At 53.9% G+C, this 15202-nt stretch carries 21 protein-coding genes and 2 pseudogenes; 16 read left to right on the top strand and 7 right to left on the bottom strand.

Annotation, left to right across the window (positions count from 1 at the left end):
- Positions 1-406: 406 nt before the first annotated feature.
- Both FEK50_RS22160 and FEK50_RS22165 read left to right on the top strand, forming a co-directional pair.
- A complete protein-coding gene (locus tag FEK50_RS22160) occupies positions 407-820 on the top strand; it encodes a hypothetical protein (protein WP_131161761.1) in 414 nt (137 codons plus the stop codon).
- A 1-nt stretch (position 821) separates the two neighbouring features.
- The gene (locus FEK50_RS22165; RefSeq protein ID WP_131161783.1) at positions 822-1598 is read left to right on the top strand and encodes a site-specific integrase; all 777 of its coding nucleotides are present in this window, start codon (positions 822-824) and stop codon (positions 1596-1598) included.
- 143 nt (positions 1599-1741) lie between these two features.
- Here FEK50_RS22165 and FEK50_RS22170 read toward each other — a convergent pair whose 3' ends face one another.
- Entirely contained in the window at positions 1742-2017 is a 276-nt protein-coding gene (locus FEK50_RS22170; RefSeq protein ID WP_001536593.1) for a hypothetical protein, read from the bottom strand.
- The gene (locus FEK50_RS22175) at positions 2011-2655 is read right to left on the bottom strand and encodes an AAA family ATPase (RefSeq protein WP_000633911.1); all 645 of its coding nucleotides are present in this window, start codon (positions 2653-2655) and stop codon (positions 2011-2013) included. Before FEK50_RS22175 ends, FEK50_RS22170 begins: the two co-directional genes overlap by 7 nt.
- 228 nt (positions 2656-2883) lie before the next feature.
- Here FEK50_RS22175 and parM point away from each other — a divergent pair, with 228 nt between their 5' ends.
- The gene (gene parM / locus FEK50_RS22180) at positions 2884-3855 is read left to right on the top strand and encodes a plasmid segregation protein ParM domain-containing protein (protein WP_001103690.1); all 972 of its coding nucleotides are present in this window, start codon (positions 2884-2886) and stop codon (positions 3853-3855) included.
- A 4-nt stretch (positions 3856-3859) separates the two neighbouring features.
- Entirely contained in the window at positions 3860-4252 is a 393-nt protein-coding gene (locus tag FEK50_RS22185; protein WP_000340830.1) for a plasmid partitioning/stability family protein, read from the top strand.
- Positions 4253-4256: 4 nt separating this feature from the next.
- Here the strand turns inward: FEK50_RS22185 and FEK50_RS22190 are convergent, their stop codons facing one another.
- Genes FEK50_RS22190 through FEK50_RS22200 form a run of 3 tightly spaced genes read right to left on the bottom strand, consistent with a single transcriptional unit; the run spans position 4257 to position 6210 of the window.
- Positions 4257-5528: a Y-family DNA polymerase gene (locus FEK50_RS22190; RefSeq protein WP_131161762.1), complete on the bottom strand. Its 1272-nt coding sequence runs from the start codon at positions 5526-5528 to the stop codon at positions 4257-4259.
- A complete protein-coding gene (umuD, locus tag FEK50_RS22195; protein WP_131161763.1) occupies positions 5528-5965 on the bottom strand; it encodes a translesion error-prone DNA polymerase V autoproteolytic subunit in 438 nt (145 codons plus the stop codon). The genes FEK50_RS22190 and umuD overlap by 1 nt, the downstream gene beginning before the upstream one ends.
- Complete coding sequence (locus tag FEK50_RS22200) at positions 5962-6210, bottom strand: DinI-like family protein (protein ID WP_000618110.1); 249 nt, start codon at positions 6208-6210, stop codon at positions 5962-5964. Before FEK50_RS22200 ends, umuD begins: the two co-directional genes overlap by 4 nt.
- Before the next feature lie 417 nt (positions 6211-6627).
- On the opposite strand from FEK50_RS22200, the gene FEK50_RS22210 reads away from it, so the two are divergent.
- The 8 genes from FEK50_RS22210 to FEK50_RS22245 all read left to right on the top strand — a co-directional run bounded on the left by FEK50_RS22210 (position 6628) and on the right by FEK50_RS22245 (position 11176).
- Positions 6628-7530 carry a DUF1281 domain-containing protein gene (locus FEK50_RS22210; RefSeq protein ID WP_131161784.1) on the top strand — a complete coding sequence of 301 codons (903 nt, stop codon included), beginning with the start codon at positions 6628-6630 and terminating at the stop codon, positions 7528-7530.
- Positions 7531-7533: 3 nt separating this feature from the next.
- Positions 7534-7839, top strand: coding sequence for a hypothetical protein (locus FEK50_RS22215; protein ID WP_131161765.1), 306 nt, complete (start codon positions 7534-7536; stop codon positions 7837-7839).
- A 76-nt stretch (positions 7840-7915) separates the two neighbouring features.
- A complete protein-coding gene (locus FEK50_RS22220) occupies positions 7916-8599 on the top strand; it encodes a DNA methylase (protein ID WP_131161766.1) in 684 nt (227 codons plus the stop codon).
- A complete protein-coding gene (locus FEK50_RS22225; protein WP_001558391.1) occupies positions 8600-8821 on the top strand; it encodes a hypothetical protein in 222 nt (73 codons plus the stop codon).
- Positions 8802-9269 carry a DUF1380 family protein gene (locus FEK50_RS22230; RefSeq protein ID WP_236943025.1) on the top strand — a complete coding sequence of 156 codons (468 nt, stop codon included), beginning with the start codon at positions 8802-8804 and terminating at the stop codon, positions 9267-9269. Before FEK50_RS22225 ends, FEK50_RS22230 begins: the two co-directional genes overlap by 20 nt.
- A 45-nt stretch (positions 9270-9314) precedes the next feature.
- On the top strand, positions 9315-10094 hold the full coding sequence (locus tag FEK50_RS24340) for a hypothetical protein (RefSeq protein WP_205712942.1): 780 nt from the start codon (positions 9315-9317) through the stop codon (positions 10092-10094).
- A gap of 416 nt (positions 10095-10510) precedes the next feature.
- Positions 10511-10936, top strand: coding sequence for an antirestriction protein (locus FEK50_RS22240; RefSeq protein ID WP_240780265.1), 426 nt, complete (start codon positions 10511-10513; stop codon positions 10934-10936).
- A gap of 48 nt (positions 10937-10984) precedes the next feature.
- A complete protein-coding gene (locus tag FEK50_RS22245; RefSeq protein ID WP_131161767.1) occupies positions 10985-11176 on the top strand; it encodes a hypothetical protein in 192 nt (63 codons plus the stop codon).
- Here FEK50_RS22245 and FEK50_RS24345 read toward each other — a convergent pair.
- Positions 11155-11628, bottom strand: a pseudogene (locus FEK50_RS24345) (hypothetical protein). The gene FEK50_RS22245 and the pseudogene FEK50_RS24345 sit on opposite strands and share 22 nt — an antisense overlap.
- 516 nt (positions 11629-12144) lie before the next feature.
- Between FEK50_RS24345 and FEK50_RS22265 the strand changes: the two are divergent.
- Genes FEK50_RS22265 through FEK50_RS22275 form a run of 3 tightly spaced genes read left to right on the top strand, consistent with a single transcriptional unit; the run spans position 12145 to position 14393 of the window.
- Positions 12145-12372 carry a hypothetical protein gene (locus tag FEK50_RS22265; RefSeq protein ID WP_131161770.1) on the top strand — a complete coding sequence of 76 codons (228 nt, stop codon included), beginning with the start codon at positions 12145-12147 and terminating at the stop codon, positions 12370-12372.
- 51 nt (positions 12373-12423) lie between these two features.
- Positions 12424-13782, top strand: coding sequence for a DUF3560 domain-containing protein (locus FEK50_RS22270; RefSeq protein ID WP_131161771.1), 1359 nt, complete (start codon positions 12424-12426; stop codon positions 13780-13782).
- A 47-nt stretch (positions 13783-13829) separates the two neighbouring features.
- Entirely contained in the window at positions 13830-14393 is a 564-nt protein-coding gene (locus FEK50_RS22275) for a class I SAM-dependent methyltransferase (RefSeq protein WP_131161772.1), read from the top strand.
- A gap of 85 nt (positions 14394-14478) precedes the next feature.
- Here the strand turns inward: FEK50_RS22275 and FEK50_RS24350 are convergent.
- Positions 14479-14898, bottom strand: a pseudogene (locus FEK50_RS24350) (hypothetical protein).
- A 69-nt stretch (positions 14899-14967) separates the two neighbouring features.
- Between FEK50_RS24350 and FEK50_RS22295 the strand changes: the two are divergent.
- On the top strand, positions 14968-15174 hold the full coding sequence (locus FEK50_RS22295; protein WP_069917561.1) for a single-stranded DNA-binding protein: 207 nt from the start codon (positions 14968-14970) through the stop codon (positions 15172-15174).
- Positions 15175-15202: the final 28 nt, after the last annotated feature.

Raw genomic sequence — 15202 nt, forward strand, 5'->3', positions numbered from 1 at the left:
TCTTTCTTTTTTATCGGAGATCCGAAAAAAGGTTGTTACGGATCTTCCTCTCCCCCACACAACGCCACCTCCTGTCAGTACAACATGTGGTGCCGGATTCAGCTGCTGATGACACTATATATTGTGTTATTTCCCTGACCTGTGATGCGCCGCGCAGGGGCGGAAAACAGCGATATGATGATTTCCTCAGCGTGGTACACTTCCGGAAAGTTGTGATATTTCAGAAAGTCGGATCTGACGGAAACGGCTCTCCGGTAATTTAATGGCGTGGTTATATGGATGCTTGTTATCATGGTGATGATGATAACGGCATGATGTTATCAGACGGCGTGACGGTAAGGGCAGTGATGATGGATGACGTTATCGCATGACCGTCCCTGCCCGGAAAAGAAAAAAGGAGTCACCCATGTTTTTTATTGAGAATGAAGGTCAGGCTGTCGCCAGAACGGATTACTGGCAGTCTGTACAGGCGCAGGCCGGATATGTCTACCTCAGCTGGAATGCCGGCGCAGCCAGGCTGCTTGTCCCGGATGCGGCAAAACATTTACTCAGGGAGATGCGGGGGGCTGAATACGTCATCATCAGCAAGGGAATGCTGCATGGTCGCGATGCGCTGGAACTGATATTTGAAGACGACAGCGATGCGCCGTTCGTGATCCACATGTTGAGTGAGCAGTGCGATCGCCTGCTCCCCGAAAACAACCAGGGAGGGGGTTTTGTTGTCACCGTCTGGACGCGTGGCGGTAACCAGCTCCGTTATCCGGGAAAGTACCGGGTTGTGGAAAACCTGCCCGACGTTTCCCCGTGGAGTGAACACTGATATGCAGCACCTGCCGGCACCGATCCACCATGCCCGGGATGCCGCTCAGCTTCCTGTTGCCATCGATTATCCGGCAGCGCTGGCACTCCGCCAGATGTCGATGGTTCATGATGAACTGCCAAAATACCTGCTGGCCCCTGAAGTGAGCGCCCTGCTCCATTACGTCCCGGATCTGCGCCGCAAGATGCTGCTGGCCACACTGTGGAACACCGGTGCGCGCATTAATGAAGCACTGGCGCTGACGCGGGGGGATTTTTCGCTTGCGCCTCCGTATCCGTTTGTGCAGCTGGCCACTCTGAAGCAGCGGACAGAAAAAGCCGCTAGGACGGCAGGAAGAACGCCAGCCGGGCAGCAGACTCACCGGCTGGTTCCGCTCTCTGACTCCTGGTACGTCAGCCAGCTGCAGACGATGGTGGCCACACTGAAAATCCCCATGGAACGGCGTAATAAACGAACAGGCAGGACAGAGAAAGCGCGGATCTGGGAAGTGACAGACAGAACGGTCAGGACCTGGATTGGGGAAGCGGTTGCCGCCGCTGCCGCTGATGGTGTGACGTTCTCTGTCCCGGTCACGCCACATACGTTCCGCCATTCCTATGCGATGCACATGCTGTATGCCGGCATACCGCTGAAGGTCCTGCAGAGCCTGATGGGGCATAAGTCCATCAGCTCAACGGAGGTCTACACGAAGGTGTTTGCACTGGATGTGGCTGCACGGCACCGGGTGCAGTTTTCGATGCCTGAGTCCGATGCTGTCACAATGCTGAAAAACAGGTAGGCATAATTCATAAATCATAATTATGAATTGTGAATTATTCTGTAAAAAAAGAGACCACTGCAATATGTGATCTCTTGTATGCAAGGGTGCTTAAATAGTGTGAATTCACAAGTATGACTTCATAAGTAATAACTTCTTGATTATTACGTTAGTGTTTTTAAGTATTGCTCAAGGGCTACTCTGACGATGGCACTTACATTTTTTGGATCTTTACCATTGCGTTTATTCCTCAATGCCAGATCTTCTATTGTGACAAGCATGCTTTCACCAAGAGAGATTGTCGTCCGACATTGTTTTTCTGGTTCGGTTTTTTCCGGCGCGCCGTATGGTTTATCCGCAAGGCGCTGAGCCAGAGCCTCTGCTTGTTCTACCGTAACTGCAGCTCTGTTTAATGCTTGCTGGCTGGGTTTCTTCACCATGGGCCAAATACCTCATTCATTAAATGTTCAATTTCTGCTTTGGCTGCTGTATTGTTCGTTTCTACTACACCGGTGCCGTTGCTCATGCAATCGCGATAGACTTTTCTGAAACAAATAACTGAATCCAGGACTTGAATTGTTGGGAATTCTTCTAGATATTCAAGGAATTCTTTTCTCTCATTTCCCCTCAAAACCGGATTGGTTGTTGCCATACTTTGTAAACAATAAACCTTAAGTTCCGGGTTAAGGTTACGCATTGCGTCTATCTGTTGTTCTAGTTCTGTAAGGGTATCCAGATCTGGTTGAGAACACTGTAGTGGCGCAATTATTTGATGTGCGACAACTCCACTCGTTATGAATTCCTTTGAGTTTCTTCCTGCGACATCCACTATTACATCATCGAACTTTTCATTCAGAGCCTGTAGTGTTTGTGTCAGGTTATCAAATTTCTCAACAAGGGTTATTGCTGGTAACAGCCCTGCAGCTTCTCGTTCCGCATGATGTTTTGCGGCTGTTCGTTGTAGATCTCCGTTTAACAGGCAGACTTCCCTTCCTTTATTTGCGAGAGCAATAGCCAGGTTTGATGCAATGGTAGTTTTCCCTGAACCACCTTTGTTCCCACCAACTACAGTAATCATTGCAACCTCATAAATGTGATGTGTGAAGTATGATGATATTTTGACACGGTAACCTGATGTGTCAATATGTATTCATATTTATGAAGTATGAAATATGAAGTGTGTAATATGATGTAATAAATATTACTTGTGTTTTGTGATTTCATAACTATGATAGTGCTCAAATTGAGTATTACCTTGCAACCAGAAACAGTGATTTACTCAGATTGAGTATTTTAGGGGCTATAGATGAACGTATACTGCGATGATGGTTCAACAACAATCAAGTTGGCATGGAATGACAATGGGAAAATCTGTAAGTCGTTGTCGCAAAACTCATTTCGTCATGGATGGAAGGTTGACGGGTTAGGGATTCGCCAGACATTTAACTATGAACTGGATGGTAAAAAATACACGTATGATGAAGTTAGCAACCAATCTATTCTTACGACTCATATTGAGTATCAATATACGGATGTTAACCTGTTAGCTGTGCATCACGCTTTACTGAATAGTGGATTAGCGCCTCAGCCTGTATCATTGACTGTGACTTTGCCTATCAGTGAGTTCTACACGAAAGAGTGTCAAAAAAATGAACTCAACATTCAGCGTAAAATTGAGAATTTAATGAGGCCGATTCGTCTTAATAAAGGCGATGTTTTCACCATTGAACACGTTGATGTGATGCCTGAATCATTGCCAGCTGTGTTTTCTCGTCTGGTCATGGATAAAGTTGGTCAGTTCGAAAAATCGCTGGTAGTTGATATTGGCGGCACTACGCTTGATGTTGGTGTTATCGTTGGTCAATTTGACTCTGTAAGTGCCATTCATGGTAATTCTGGCATTGGTGTGTCTTCAGTTACGAAAGCTGCAATGAGTGCATTGCGCATGGCATCCAGTGATACCAGTTTCCTCGTTGCAGATGAATTGATTAAACGTCGTAATGACCCGGACTTTGTTCGGCAGGTTATAAATGACGAAACAAAAACTGATCTGGTCCTTAATACCATTGAGGGGGCTATTGCCAGTCTGGGGGAGCAAGTAGTCAATGAGCTCGGTGATTTTCATCATGTGAATCGTGTTTATGTTGTCGGTGGTGGGGCCCCGTTGATCTATGATTCGATAAAAACGGCATGGCACCATCTTGGGCAAAAAGTAGTGATGATGGAGTCACCACAGACAGCACTGGTTGAAGCTATCGCGGCTTTCAAAGAGGAGTAATATTGTGGACGATGAACGGAAAAGGAAAAAATTCACACTTTATCTGCATCCGGAAAAAGCTGCAGACTTTCAAACTTTGGAAGCGATAGAGTCCGTTCCGCGTTCTGAGCGTGGTGAGCTGTTCCGGAATGCATTTATTTCTGGAATGGCGTTACACCAACTTGATCCTCGCCTGCCTGTATTGCTGACTGCCATTTTGAGCGAGGAGTTTTCAGCAGATCAGGTTGTAACCTTACTCAGTCAGACGACTGGATGGAAGCCTTCTCAGGCCGATATCAGAGCTGTGTTGACTGAACTCGGTGCTTCGCAATCTGCTGAAAAAATGCCTCCTTCTGCTACTGATTCGGTGCAGGAGGCAATGAATGATGTGCGCCTTAAAATGCAAAAATTATTCTGATATATCAGAATGAAGCAATGGGGATCTCAGTCCATTGTGTTGTATACGAAGGCGAGAGCATTTCCCGTTTCATTTGCCATTCAGGGGCGGTTCCTCGCCCCGCAAACCACACTTTCCCTTTTCCCGAGTGGTTCAGTTCATCGAGTGTTTTCATTAACTTTTCGCTGTTTTTACGGGGCTGGATCTCATCAAATAATCCCGGCTGCGCTATACCCGATGGTGTGAAATCAGCCAGCATGACTCCTGCCTTCATATAGCGGTACCCTTCACGCCAGACATGGTTTAACGCTCTGCATGCTGCGGCAATAATGTCCCGGCTGTCCTGTGTAGGCAATGGAAGCTTTTCCACAGCGGCATTGCTGTAACAGGGTTCTTTTATTGCAAAGGGGGATGTCCGTACAAATGTCGTCACCTGCCGGCAATACTGACGCTCCCCACGTAGTTTCTCTGCGGCCCGCTCTGCATACTGAACAACAGCCTGGTGCATGGCATCTTTGTCTGTGATTCGTTCACCAAAACTGCGACTACAGACAATCTGCTGTTTTGCCGGTGGGGCTTCTTCCAGGGATATGCAGGGCTCGCCGTTGAGTTCGCGTACCGTACGCTCAAGAATGACGCTGAAGCTTTTCCGGATGAATGCCGTGTTAGCCTGCGCCAGCTGCAGTGCTGTGTTAATACCCAGCGCATTCAGCTTTTCCGTCAGTCTGCGTCCTACTCCCCAGACTTCACCAACAGGCTGCAGCCCCAGTAGTTTCAAGATCCGATTACGGTTTTCTGCCGTCAGCGCGACCACACCGGAAAACTGTGGCCATTGCTTTGTTGCCCACTGTGCACTTTTAGCCAGCGTTTTTGTAGGCGCAATGCCCACCCCCATGGTGAGTCCTGTCCAGCTCTTTACCTGTTCCCTGAGCTGATGACCAAAAACCTCCAGAGAGATGCAATGATTTATCCCCCGCAAATCAATGAACATTTCATCAATTGAGTAGGGCTCAACTGCGGGAGAAAGCGACTCCAGAACAGCCATAACCCGTTGGCTCATGCTGTGGTACAGCGCATAATTGCTGGAAAATACATGTATTTTATTCTCCAGGCGCATTTGTCTCACCTGAAACCAGGGCTGCCCCATTCTGATGCCAAGGGCTTTTGCCTCCGGGCTGCGCGCGATCACACAGCCATCGTTATTGCTGAGTACGATGACCGGTTCGTTGCGAAGGTCCGGGCGGAAAACTTTTTCACATGAGGCGTAGAAACTGTTGATATCAGCCAGTGCAAACATCAGCGTAACTCCCGCGTCCTGTGTATCACGTGAGTGACAACACCAAAAATACAGATGTTTTCCGGATACAGTGTGCGGAACTCCGGGCTGTCTGAAATCGGCTCCAGTGCCGGGCGTGGGCGCAACAGCAGCCGTTTGACGGTGAACTCACCGTCGATCTCAGCGATAACGATATCCCCGTGTTGTGGTTTTTCGGCCCTGTCCACTACCAGCAGATCACCATTCTGCACGCCAGCCTGGTTCATCGATTCACCGCTGGCGCGCAGAAAGAAGGTGGCTGCAGGTCTGCTGATGCAATAGCTGTTCAGATCCAGTTCCTGCTCAGCATAATCAGTGGCAGGAGAAGGAAAACCGGCCTGGCAACGATCGGCAAACAACGGTCGCACGTAACTGTCATCGCCTGAAGGGTCAGCCGGACGGTGATAAACGGTACTCATGCTGCAGGCAGCCAGCTGTCGTCCTGCCAGATTTCTTCCAGCAGAGACAGGATACGTTCTTTATCCTTGTCGTTGCGGGCTCCTGTGACAGATACAGACGGGGCGCTGCCCTGGTCTATACGCAGCCAGATTTCCGGGTAGTGTGGTTTCAGACGTTGTTCGATTTCATTCTGTAGTGCCTGAAGTGTGCCTGATTTGAGGTTTTTTGTGCTCTGGCGGTCGAAAAGAATTTCAATGCGGATCATGTTCTCATCTTCCTTTTCTTTTACTGTATGTATATACAGTATTCTAATAACTGAATCCGCACACAGTCAAATGTCATTGTTCTGACTAAAAAATGCTCAATTCTCTGAGGGTGTGGCTGTATGCCTGCTGTGGGCTGCTGTGTCCAGCTTATCCACAGCATTTTGCGCACGGTTCTGTGAATAAAATACCTGGTTACCCAGGCCGTGCCGGCACGTTAACCGGGCTGCATCCGATGCAAGTGTGTCGCTGTCGCCGGCCTCCTCACCCGCTCACGTTTCGTCGTTCCTCCTCCACGCGCTGCGGCTTCGGGGCCGCACCTGCATTCGTATGCGGTCGCCCGGTTACAGGTGCGGCACGGCCTGATGGAGGCCGCATGTGAGAGGAGAATTCCCATGCCAAACTGGTGCTCAAATCGTATGTATTTTTCTGGTGAACCGGCACAGATCGCTGAGATTAAACGACTGGCCAGCGGTGCAGTCACACCGCTTTATCGCCGCGCCACAGATGAAGGTATTCAGCTGTTTCTGGCCGGTAGTGCCGGACTTCTGCAGACCACTGAAGATGTGCGGTTTGAACCATGCCCCGGACTGACGGCTGCCGGACGTGGTGTTGTATCGCCGGAGAATATCGCGTTCACCCGCTGGCTGACACACCTGCAGAACGGTGTGCTACTGGATGAACAAAACTGCCTGATGCTGCATGAACTCTGGCTGCAGAGTGGTACTGACCAGCGTCGCTGGGAAGAATTACCGGATGAGATCAGGGAAACCATCACCGTGCATTTCACCGCCAAAAGAGGTGACTGGTGTGGCTTCTGGAGTAACGAGGATGTATCGGTGTGGTGGAACCGTCTGTGTGACAACGTGCTGCCGGAAAAAACCATGCCGTTTGACCTGCTGACGGTTCTGCCCACCCGCCTGGATGTTGAAGTGAATGGCTTTAACGGTGGTGTTCTGAACGGTGTTCCTTCCGCATATCACTGGTATACGGAACAGTATGGCGTGAAGTGGCCTGTGGGGTATGAGGTGAATATCAGCCGTCAGGGAGAAAACTTCATTCAGGTGGATTTCGACACGCCGTGGTGTCAGCCGGAAAGCGACGTTGTTGCAGAATTAAGCCGCCGTTTCGGCTGCACGCTGGAACACTGGTACGCCGAGCAGGGCTGCAATTTCTGTGGCTGGCAGCGATATGAGCGTGGAGAGCTTGTTGATGTGCTGTGGGGGGAACTGGAATGGTCTTCCCCGACAGATGATGATGAGCTGCCGGAAGTTACCGCGCCGGAGTGGATAGTCGATAAGGTGGCGCATTACGGGGGATGAAGTATGACGGAGACGGGCGGGCAACCGCCCGTTTCTTTTCCGACAAAGGATGTCGCTGTGCTCCTCTTTTTACTGCGCCGACTGACGCGGCGCGGCAGGAACGCTGCCTGTGGTCAGTATCCCGCGTCCGGCCGGGCACGGGACGGGCGCTTTTACCGCTCCCGGCTGGCACCGGTGACAGTGTACGCCAGCCCGTCGCCCTTTTCTGATGAACGCCCTTCAAGCCGCTTTCGCGGCATAGCCTCGCCGTCAGAAAGACGACGGCTGCGGTATTCCACGGTCGGCCTGACCCGTTACCGGACGCGGTGAACAGCCCACAGGCAGCGGGGAACGGGCGCCACAGGGGCGCCCTCCCGGTGCCCTCTGTAAGAGGAGGAGTGCTGTTATGTCCCGTTTTATCCTGGGTGACTGCGTGCGTGTTATGGCCACGATTCCTGATAACGCCATTGATTTCATCTTAACCGACCCACCATATCTCGTCGGTTTTCGTGACCGTTCCGGGCGCACCATTGCCGGTGACGTTAACGATGACTGGCTGCAACCTGCCAGTAATGAGATGTACCGCGTACTCAAAAAAGATGCGCTGATGGTGAGTTTCTATGGCTGGAACCGTATTGACCGCTTTATGGCAGCCTGGAAACGCGCCGGATTCAGCGTTGTAGGGCACCTTGTGTTCACCAAAAGCTACACATCCAAATCTGCGTATGTCGCGTACCGTCACGAATGCGCCTACGTTCTGGCAAAAGGCCGTCCGGCGCTGCCTCAGAAGCCATTACCCGACGTGCTGGGCTGGAAATATTCAGGCAATCGTCATCACCCGACGGAAAAGCCTGTTACCAGCCTGCAACCGCTGATTGAGAGCTTCACACACCCGAACGCAATTGTGCTGGACCCGTTTGCAGGCAGCGGCTCAACCTGCGTGGCCGCCCTTCAGTCCGGACGCCGGTATATCGGTATCGAGCTGCTTGAACAGTATCACCGTGCCGGACAGCAACGACTGGCCGCCGTGCAACGGGCCATGCAGCAGGGGGCCGCGAATGATAACTGGTTTGAACCGGAGGCTGCGTAAATGAACTATGCCGGACACGAAAAACTGCGCGCCGAAGTGGCGGAGGTGGCCAATGCCATGTGCGACCTGCGTACAACCATGAATGAGATGGAGCAGCGGTACAGCTTTAATGCCGATACCCTGCCGGAACGTCTGGTGCGTCAGACGCTGTTTCGCGCAAACCGCCTCTTACTGGAGGCATATACCGAAATTCTGGAACTGGATGCGTGCTTTAAAGATTGAGAAGGAGACGAGAATGTACGGAACACGCGAAACGCTCTGCCGGGCGCTGGCAGCAAAGTATCCGGGAGACACGCCGCTGATGCTGGTTGTCTGGTCCCCGGAAGAGATTCAGGCACTGGCTGACGGTATGGAAATTTCTCTGACCGATCATGAAATCAGGACTGTCCTGGCGCGCCTGGAGGACATCCCGGAAGACCAGCGGATTGAGTCCGGTATTTCTTCCGGTGCGGCGATGGAGATTATCAGCAACGTGAGCGAAAACCGCCAGGTGACCGTCCCGGCTGAACTGCTGGCGTCCCTGATTCAGACCGCTGAACAGGCATTGTGGAAGCGTGAATGGGCCGCCCGTGATAACGGCCTTGCTGTCCCGGAATGTGTTACCCGCCGTCAGGCGGTGGTTAATCAGGCCCGCGCCCTGCTGAAAAACAACACACACGAAAACGACTGATGTTATCGCCGCCTGCGGGCGGCGATACAGGGAGAACGATTAATCATGAACGAAAACACAACGCTGAATGCACTGATTTATCGCCACGCCCGTAACCTGCTGCTGGCGCAGGGCTGGCCGGAGGAGACTGATGTTGATCAGCGAGATCCGCAGAACTATCCGGGCTGGATCAGCATTTACGTGCGGCTGGATGCGCCCCGGCTGGCGACGTTACTTATCAACCGTCACGGCGGCGTACTGCCGCCGCTCCTGGCCTCCGCCATTCACAAACTGACCGGAACCGGGGCGGAACTGGTACTGTCCGGCAGTCAGTGGCAGTCGCTGCCGGTACTTCCGGCAGACGGAACGCAGGTGTCTTTCCCGTATGCGGGTGAATGGCTGACGGAGGAGGAAATCAGGGCAGTTCTTGATGCGGTGCGCGATGCGGTACGCACTGTCAGTTGCCGGGTGGCAGAAGATGCGCGGCGTATCCGGGCGGCGCTGACCACAACCGGGCAGACGTTGCTGACCCGCCAGACCCGCCGCTTTCGCCTGGTGGTGAAGGAAAGCGATCACCCCTGCTGGCTCGATGAAGACGACGAAAACCTGCCTGTGGTGCTCGATGCCATCCTGAACCGGGGCGCACGTTTTTCGGCGGTGGAAATGTATCTGGTCAGTGAGTGTGTGGAGCATATCCTGGCCAGTGGGCTGGCCTGCGATGTGCTGCGTATACCGGATGAACCGCCCCGCCGCTGGTTTGACCGTGATGTTCTGCGGGAGGTGGTCCGGGAAGCCCGGGCCGAAATTCGCAGCATGGCGGATGCCCTCGCAAAAATCCGGGGCTGATGACGATGGCGGGGAAAATCCCCGCCTTTTTCCTGTCGGTCCCCGGACAGAGCACAAAGGAAGTCGCCGCCGGCTCCGCTTTACCCGGCCATGCGGGGCATGGCCTTGTGGTGTTTCAACTCTGTGGCCTCAGCGTTGTGTGCGGGCTGTGCCGTGCCTCCATCTTAGCCGGGCTGGCGGGGATGCAAGGGTACGCTTCGCCGCTGCGGTCACCCGGTCCCTCCTTCCCGTCTGCCGTGATTTTCCGGTCGTTCACCCGCTCAGATTTCGCGGTCTCACCCTCCAACTCCCGCCAGCCGTGTGCGTCAGGCTGCGGCTTCCCTTGCGCCCTGTGCATCCCCGCCTTATCGCCCGGCTTTTATGGAGGCACGGCACCGCCCGGTGTCGCGGAATATGTGAACAACGGAGGAAATCTCATGCAGTATGCAAAATCTGTCACCCTGAACGTTGAAGAGTGCGACCGTCTGTCTTTTCTGCCTTACCTGTTTGGCCAGGATTTTCTGTATGCCGAAGCGTCTGTATACGCGCTGGCGAAAAAAATGATGCCGGAATATGAAGGCGGATTCTGGCACTTCATTCGCCTGCCGGACGGTGGCGGTTACATGATGCCGGATGGCGACCGTTTCCACATGGTGAACGGTGCAAACTGGTTTGACCGTACCGTGAGTGCTGATGCCTGCGGCATCATTCTGACTTCCCTTGTGATTAACCGTCAGTTGTGGCTGTACCACGACAGCGGCGATGCGGGGCTGACTCAGCTTTACCGGATGCGTGATGCGCAGTTGTGGAGCCACATCGAATTTCACCCCGAATGCAACGCGATTTACGCGGCACTGGACTGATTAACGGACGGGGCGGCAATGCCGCCCCTGTAAAGGAGGCGAAGAAAAATGAACATCAGCACGGAAACCCGCGAAATTCTGCGCAATTACAGGGCCATGATTAATGCACGACGTCGTGAGATGGGGCAGAAACCGCTCACCACCGCGCAGGTTGTTGATGAAATCTGCGATTTTGTGGTGAATCAGCAGGCTGTTTTCCTCGGTGGTCACTATATCCTTCAGGGCAGCAGGCACAGGTGATACAGGGCAGGCGGTATAGGCCGCCTGTCAGTCCGCGCGAAAACCCCTGGCAGGCTGACGCCTGCCGGAAGGGAAGCGGGCCACGCTGACGCGTCGCCCGTTACCCTTCCCGTTTGTGATGTGTCAGGAATGTTTTTTCCTGATGTTATATTTCTGTGGTTACTGTGCTTGTTACTGTTGTTGTTCTTCCTGTTCTTCTCCTGTTTATGGCTTCCCCGGGCGTCCCCCTGGCGGGGCGGGCTGTCGTGAACGGAGCCAGCGAAGCTGTCTCCGCCCTGACGGGCTTCCATCCCTGACGCAAAATCCCGGGTTTGCAGCGACCGGAACGGTCGCGCCACCCTTGTCGCGCCGTGGCCTGCGCTCCCGGCATCCCGGCAAAAGGCCGCCGGGATGTAAGGGGCAACGCCGTTTCGCGCACGCGCTCTCCGTCGTTGCGGCGGGTCCCTGCTCATTGCCTGCCGGGTGCCACACACCCGTTTGAGTCCCTGTCGCCGGGGGCTGATACAGCCACAACCTGCCGCACTGACTGTCCAGGGTAAATGAACAGCCCACAAAATTTTTTACCCAAAACCCGGTAAAAAATTTTGCGTTCTGCCCCGGACAGGTACGTCAGGCCGTGGCAGTGATGCCCCTTGCGGCGAAGGTTCTCAAACGGGTGAAGTTCATACCACAGGGAATACAGCAGCAGGTTCCCGCGAAACGTCAAAACCGCGGCTCCCGAAACTCAACGGGTGATGTTCTTTAAAAATCAGGATTTATTTCAGGCTCCGGCAATACGCATTTATGTGTTCTGTCAGTCATCCGGCTGGCAGGTAATGAGAACGCAGGAACAGAAGGAGGAAAACACCGGAAAGCGTCAGATGCAGATATGAAAAAAGCAGGTCAGGGACCTGCTTAATCCACGCCGTAGAAATCGCCGCAATCGATTTTCACGGCTTCACTAACCTGTGTCATAAGGAGATTCATTTATGACAGTAAGTATTGTTTCACCTTCTTCATCGGCTGTAAAGCCCCGCCATACCCGTTTCAGACGCGGTGATATCCCCGTGTCGGAGATTGACCCCGAACTGAAAGCCTTCGGGCGACACATTGCCCGGAGTTTTCACAGTGGACGCGGTGTACACATCCCCGCCATGAAAAACACGGCCTTCGGGCAGGTGCTCCGCACACTCAAACTGGAACGCACTTTTAACTGATGAGGTGAGCCGCCCCGCGAGGGGCGGCAACAGACGGAAGGAGAATATTTTATGACATCAGCAATCACCATGACTACCCCGGAAGCCGCCAGCCCTGTGCAGATGTACCGCGCGACCTACTCACCGGATGATAACAAACTGCGCCTGTATGCCGCGTCACGTCTTGACCCGGAGACGTATAAAAAAGTGCGTGATGCCGGTTTCCGCTGGGCACCCAAACAGGCGCTGTTTGTGGCGCCAGCCTGGACACCGGGCCGGGAAGATGTGCTCCTCTCACTTGCCGGAGAGATTGAGGATGAAGACAGTACGCTCGCTGAACGTCAGGAAGCACGGGCGGAGCGGTTTACCGGATACAGCGGAAAACGGGCCAGTGAATCCGCACAGGTACTTGATAAAGTGGAAAGACTGGCCGCGATGATCCCGCCCGGTCAGCCAATCCTGGTGGGGCATCACAGTGAGCGCCGCGCCCGTCGTGATGCGCAGCGTATTGAAAACGGCATGAAACGAGCCGTGATGCTCTTTGAACGTGCGGAATACTGGGAAGAGCGGGCGCGGTCGGCACTGCTTCACGCGAAATATAAAGAACGTCCGGACGTTCGCTGGCGTCGCATCAAAAAAATCGAAGCTGATTTGCGCAAGGCTGAAAAGATCATTGCGCAGTCACAGAAATATCTGACGATGTGGCGGGCTGAATCGCTGGATCTGAATATGGCAAAACTCATCAGCAGTCATGACCGTATCAGCGCCTGTTTCCCGCTGGATATGTATCCGCGTCCGGCAGAAAAAAGCCAGTATGAAGGGAGTCGATCGCTTTGGTCGGCTCTGGATGATGACATCATCACCACGGAGCAGGCCCGCGAAATTGCGATCCGCTGTCATGAACGGCAGATTCAGCATCAGCAACGCTGGGTTAACCACTATCAGAACCGCCTGATCTATGAGCGTGCCATGCTGGACGAAAGCGGCGGCGTGGTTACCCGGACACAGGATTTTGAGCCGGGCGGGCAGGTTTTCAGCCGGGGCGAGTGGCTGACCATCATTCGCGTGAACAAAAGCAACGGGGCGGTGAGTTCAGTCACAACGCCAAATTACAGTTTCCTCGGGTACAGCGGCACGATGAAAGTGACGCCCGATCGCATCACGGACTACAAAGCACCATCGGCAGAAGAGGCTGCCGTCGCCAGCCAGGCCGCGAAGCGTCCGCCGGTAGTCAACTATCCGGGGGAAGGTTTCCGGGAAATGACAAAGGCACAGTGGGCCGCCCTGCCCCGGGACTGTAAGGCCGTGCGCAGTGTGGCAGAAGCAGAAGACCACGGGGCATACCGCTACCGCCGCACAATGGACAATAATTTCCGTCTGGTGAATGTGTATATCACCGACATGAAAATCACGGAAATCCCGCAAAAATAAGACTTACCCCCCGGGGAAATCCCCGGGGGCATGACGGAGACAATGACATGCACAGTCAGTTAAGGGAGCGTATCCGGCTGATGCGCGCAAGGCTGGACAATGCCAGGCCGGTTATCGAGATTCCGGCAGAATTTCAGCTTTTTGTGACACCTGCCCCGGTCTGCGATCGCCTGGTGACGCTGGCGGAAATCAGCAACCGTGATCACATTCTGGAACCCTCTGCCGGGACCGGAGCCATACTGCGGGCGATTCGGGATACCGCGCCGGGGGCCATGTGTGATGCGGTGGAAATCAACAGCGGGCTGGTCCGGTATCTGCGGGAAAATTTTAACAGTGTCAGGGTTCAGAGTGGCGACTTCATGGAATGGCAGCCGGTGCAGTATTACAGCCGGGTTATCATGAATCCGCCGTTCAGCCACGGGCAGGATATCCGGCATATCCTGCGGGCTTTTTCCCTGTTGCGTCCCGGGGGCGTGCTGGTTGCTGTTTGTCTCAACGGGCCGCGCCAGCAGGAGAAGCTGTTACCGTTTTCTGACATCTGCGAGGAGCTGCCGCGCGGCACGTTTGCTTATACCCGTGTTCCGACGATGATTATTCGTCTGCGGGCCTGATAACACAGGGCAGGCGGGAGGATAAATGCCCGTCTGTCCGCGCCGGGAAAAGACCGCGCGCCGGGGGCGCTGAAAGGGGCCGCGCTCACGCGCCGCCCCTTTCATTACGCGGACGTTCTGATGGGGGCTTCTGTTTCTTCATGCCTGTCATTTGTCTGTTACTGATGATGTTGTTGTTTCTGCTACTGTTCTTCTTTTTCCTGTTGCTCTGATTACTGTCTGTTTTGTTGTTCTCCTGACTGTGCCTTTTCCGGGCGTCCCCCTGGCGGGGCGGGCTGTCGTGAACGGAGCCAGCGGAGCTGTCTCCGCCCTGACGGGCTTCCATCCCTGACGCAAAACCCCGGGCTTGCAGCGACCGGAACGGTCGCGCCGCCTCTGTCGCGCCGTGGCCTGCGCTCCTGGCATCCCGGCAAAAGGCCGCCGGGATGTAAAGGGCAACGCCGTTTCGCGCACGCGCTCTCCGTCGTTGCGGCGGGTCCCTGCCCGTTGTTGTGTCCGGTGCCATACACCTGTTTAAGCCCCTGTCGCCGGGGGCAAAGACAGCCACAACCGTCTCCGCCAGTCCAGGGGTGAAATGCACATCCCGCAAAACTTTTTGCCCAAAAGCAGGCAAAAACTTTTGCGGTCTGCCCCCGGACAGTCGTTTCCGGCCGTGGCAGTGATGCCCCTTGCGGCGAAGGTTCTCAAACAGGTGATGGTTAATACCGGAGGGAACAAAGAGCAGGTCCCCGCAAAACGTCAAAACCGCGGCTCCCGAAACTCAACAGATGATGGGGGCTGAAAACATCAACAGAAGGAGACACATCATG

The sequence above is a fragment of the Escherichia sp. E2586 genome, from assembly GCF_005781105.1.
Lineage (GTDB): Bacteria > Pseudomonadota > Gammaproteobacteria > Enterobacterales > Enterobacteriaceae > Escherichia.

What these genes read in the sequence shown, in the direction of transcription:
- umuD (WP_131161763.1), bottom strand. Translation starts at nt 5,965, where the DNA reads ATGAGTACCGTTTATCACCGTCCGGCTGACCCTTCAGGCGATGACAGT.
- FEK50_RS22210 (WP_131161784.1), top strand. Translation starts at nt 6,628, where the DNA reads ATGTATTTTTCTGGTGAACCGGCACAGATCGCTGAGATTAAACGACTG.
- FEK50_RS22240 (WP_240780265.1), top strand. Translation starts at nt 10,511, where the DNA reads ATGCAGTATGCAAAATCTGTCACCCTGAACGTTGAAGAGTGCGACCGT.
- FEK50_RS22175 (WP_000633911.1), bottom strand. Translation starts at nt 2,655, where the DNA reads ATGATTACTGTAGTTGGTGGGAACAAAGGTGGTTCAGGGAAAACTACC.
- FEK50_RS22225 (WP_001558391.1), top strand. Translation starts at nt 8,600, where the DNA reads ATGAACTATGCCGGACACGAAAAACTGCGCGCCGAAGTGGCGGAGGTG.
- FEK50_RS22295 (WP_069917561.1), top strand. Translation starts at nt 14,968, where the DNA reads ATGCACATCCCGCAAAACTTTTTGCCCAAAAGCAGGCAAAAACTTTTG.
- FEK50_RS22275 (WP_131161772.1), top strand. Translation starts at nt 13,830, where the DNA reads ATGCACAGTCAGTTAAGGGAGCGTATCCGGCTGATGCGCGCAAGGCTG.
- FEK50_RS22270 (WP_131161771.1), top strand. Translation starts at nt 12,424, where the DNA reads ATGACATCAGCAATCACCATGACTACCCCGGAAGCCGCCAGCCCTGTG.
- FEK50_RS22220 (WP_131161766.1), top strand. Translation starts at nt 7,916, where the DNA reads ATGTCCCGTTTTATCCTGGGTGACTGCGTGCGTGTTATGGCCACGATT.
- FEK50_RS24340 (WP_205712942.1), top strand. Translation starts at nt 9,315, where the DNA reads ATGAACGAAAACACAACGCTGAATGCACTGATTTATCGCCACGCCCGT.
- FEK50_RS22190 (WP_131161762.1), bottom strand. Translation starts at nt 5,528, where the DNA reads ATGTTTGCACTGGCTGATATCAACAGTTTCTACGCCTCATGTGAAAAA.
- FEK50_RS22170 (WP_001536593.1), bottom strand. Translation starts at nt 2,017, where the DNA reads ATGGTGAAGAAACCCAGCCAGCAAGCATTAAACAGAGCTGCAGTTACG.
- FEK50_RS22165 (WP_131161783.1), top strand. Translation starts at nt 822, where the DNA reads ATGCAGCACCTGCCGGCACCGATCCACCATGCCCGGGATGCCGCTCAG.
- FEK50_RS22265 (WP_131161770.1), top strand. Translation starts at nt 12,145, where the DNA reads ATGACAGTAAGTATTGTTTCACCTTCTTCATCGGCTGTAAAGCCCCGC.
- FEK50_RS22215 (WP_131161765.1), top strand. Translation starts at nt 7,534, where the DNA reads ATGACGGAGACGGGCGGGCAACCGCCCGTTTCTTTTCCGACAAAGGAT.
- FEK50_RS22245 (WP_131161767.1), top strand. Translation starts at nt 10,985, where the DNA reads ATGAACATCAGCACGGAAACCCGCGAAATTCTGCGCAATTACAGGGCC.
- FEK50_RS22230 (WP_236943025.1), top strand. Translation starts at nt 8,802, where the DNA reads ATGCGTGCTTTAAAGATTGAGAAGGAGACGAGAATGTACGGAACACGC.
- FEK50_RS22160 (WP_131161761.1), top strand. Translation starts at nt 407, where the DNA reads ATGTTTTTTATTGAGAATGAAGGTCAGGCTGTCGCCAGAACGGATTAC.
- parM (WP_001103690.1), top strand. Translation starts at nt 2,884, where the DNA reads ATGAACGTATACTGCGATGATGGTTCAACAACAATCAAGTTGGCATGG.
- FEK50_RS22200 (WP_000618110.1), bottom strand. Translation starts at nt 6,210, where the DNA reads ATGATCCGCATTGAAATTCTTTTCGACCGCCAGAGCACAAAAAACCTC.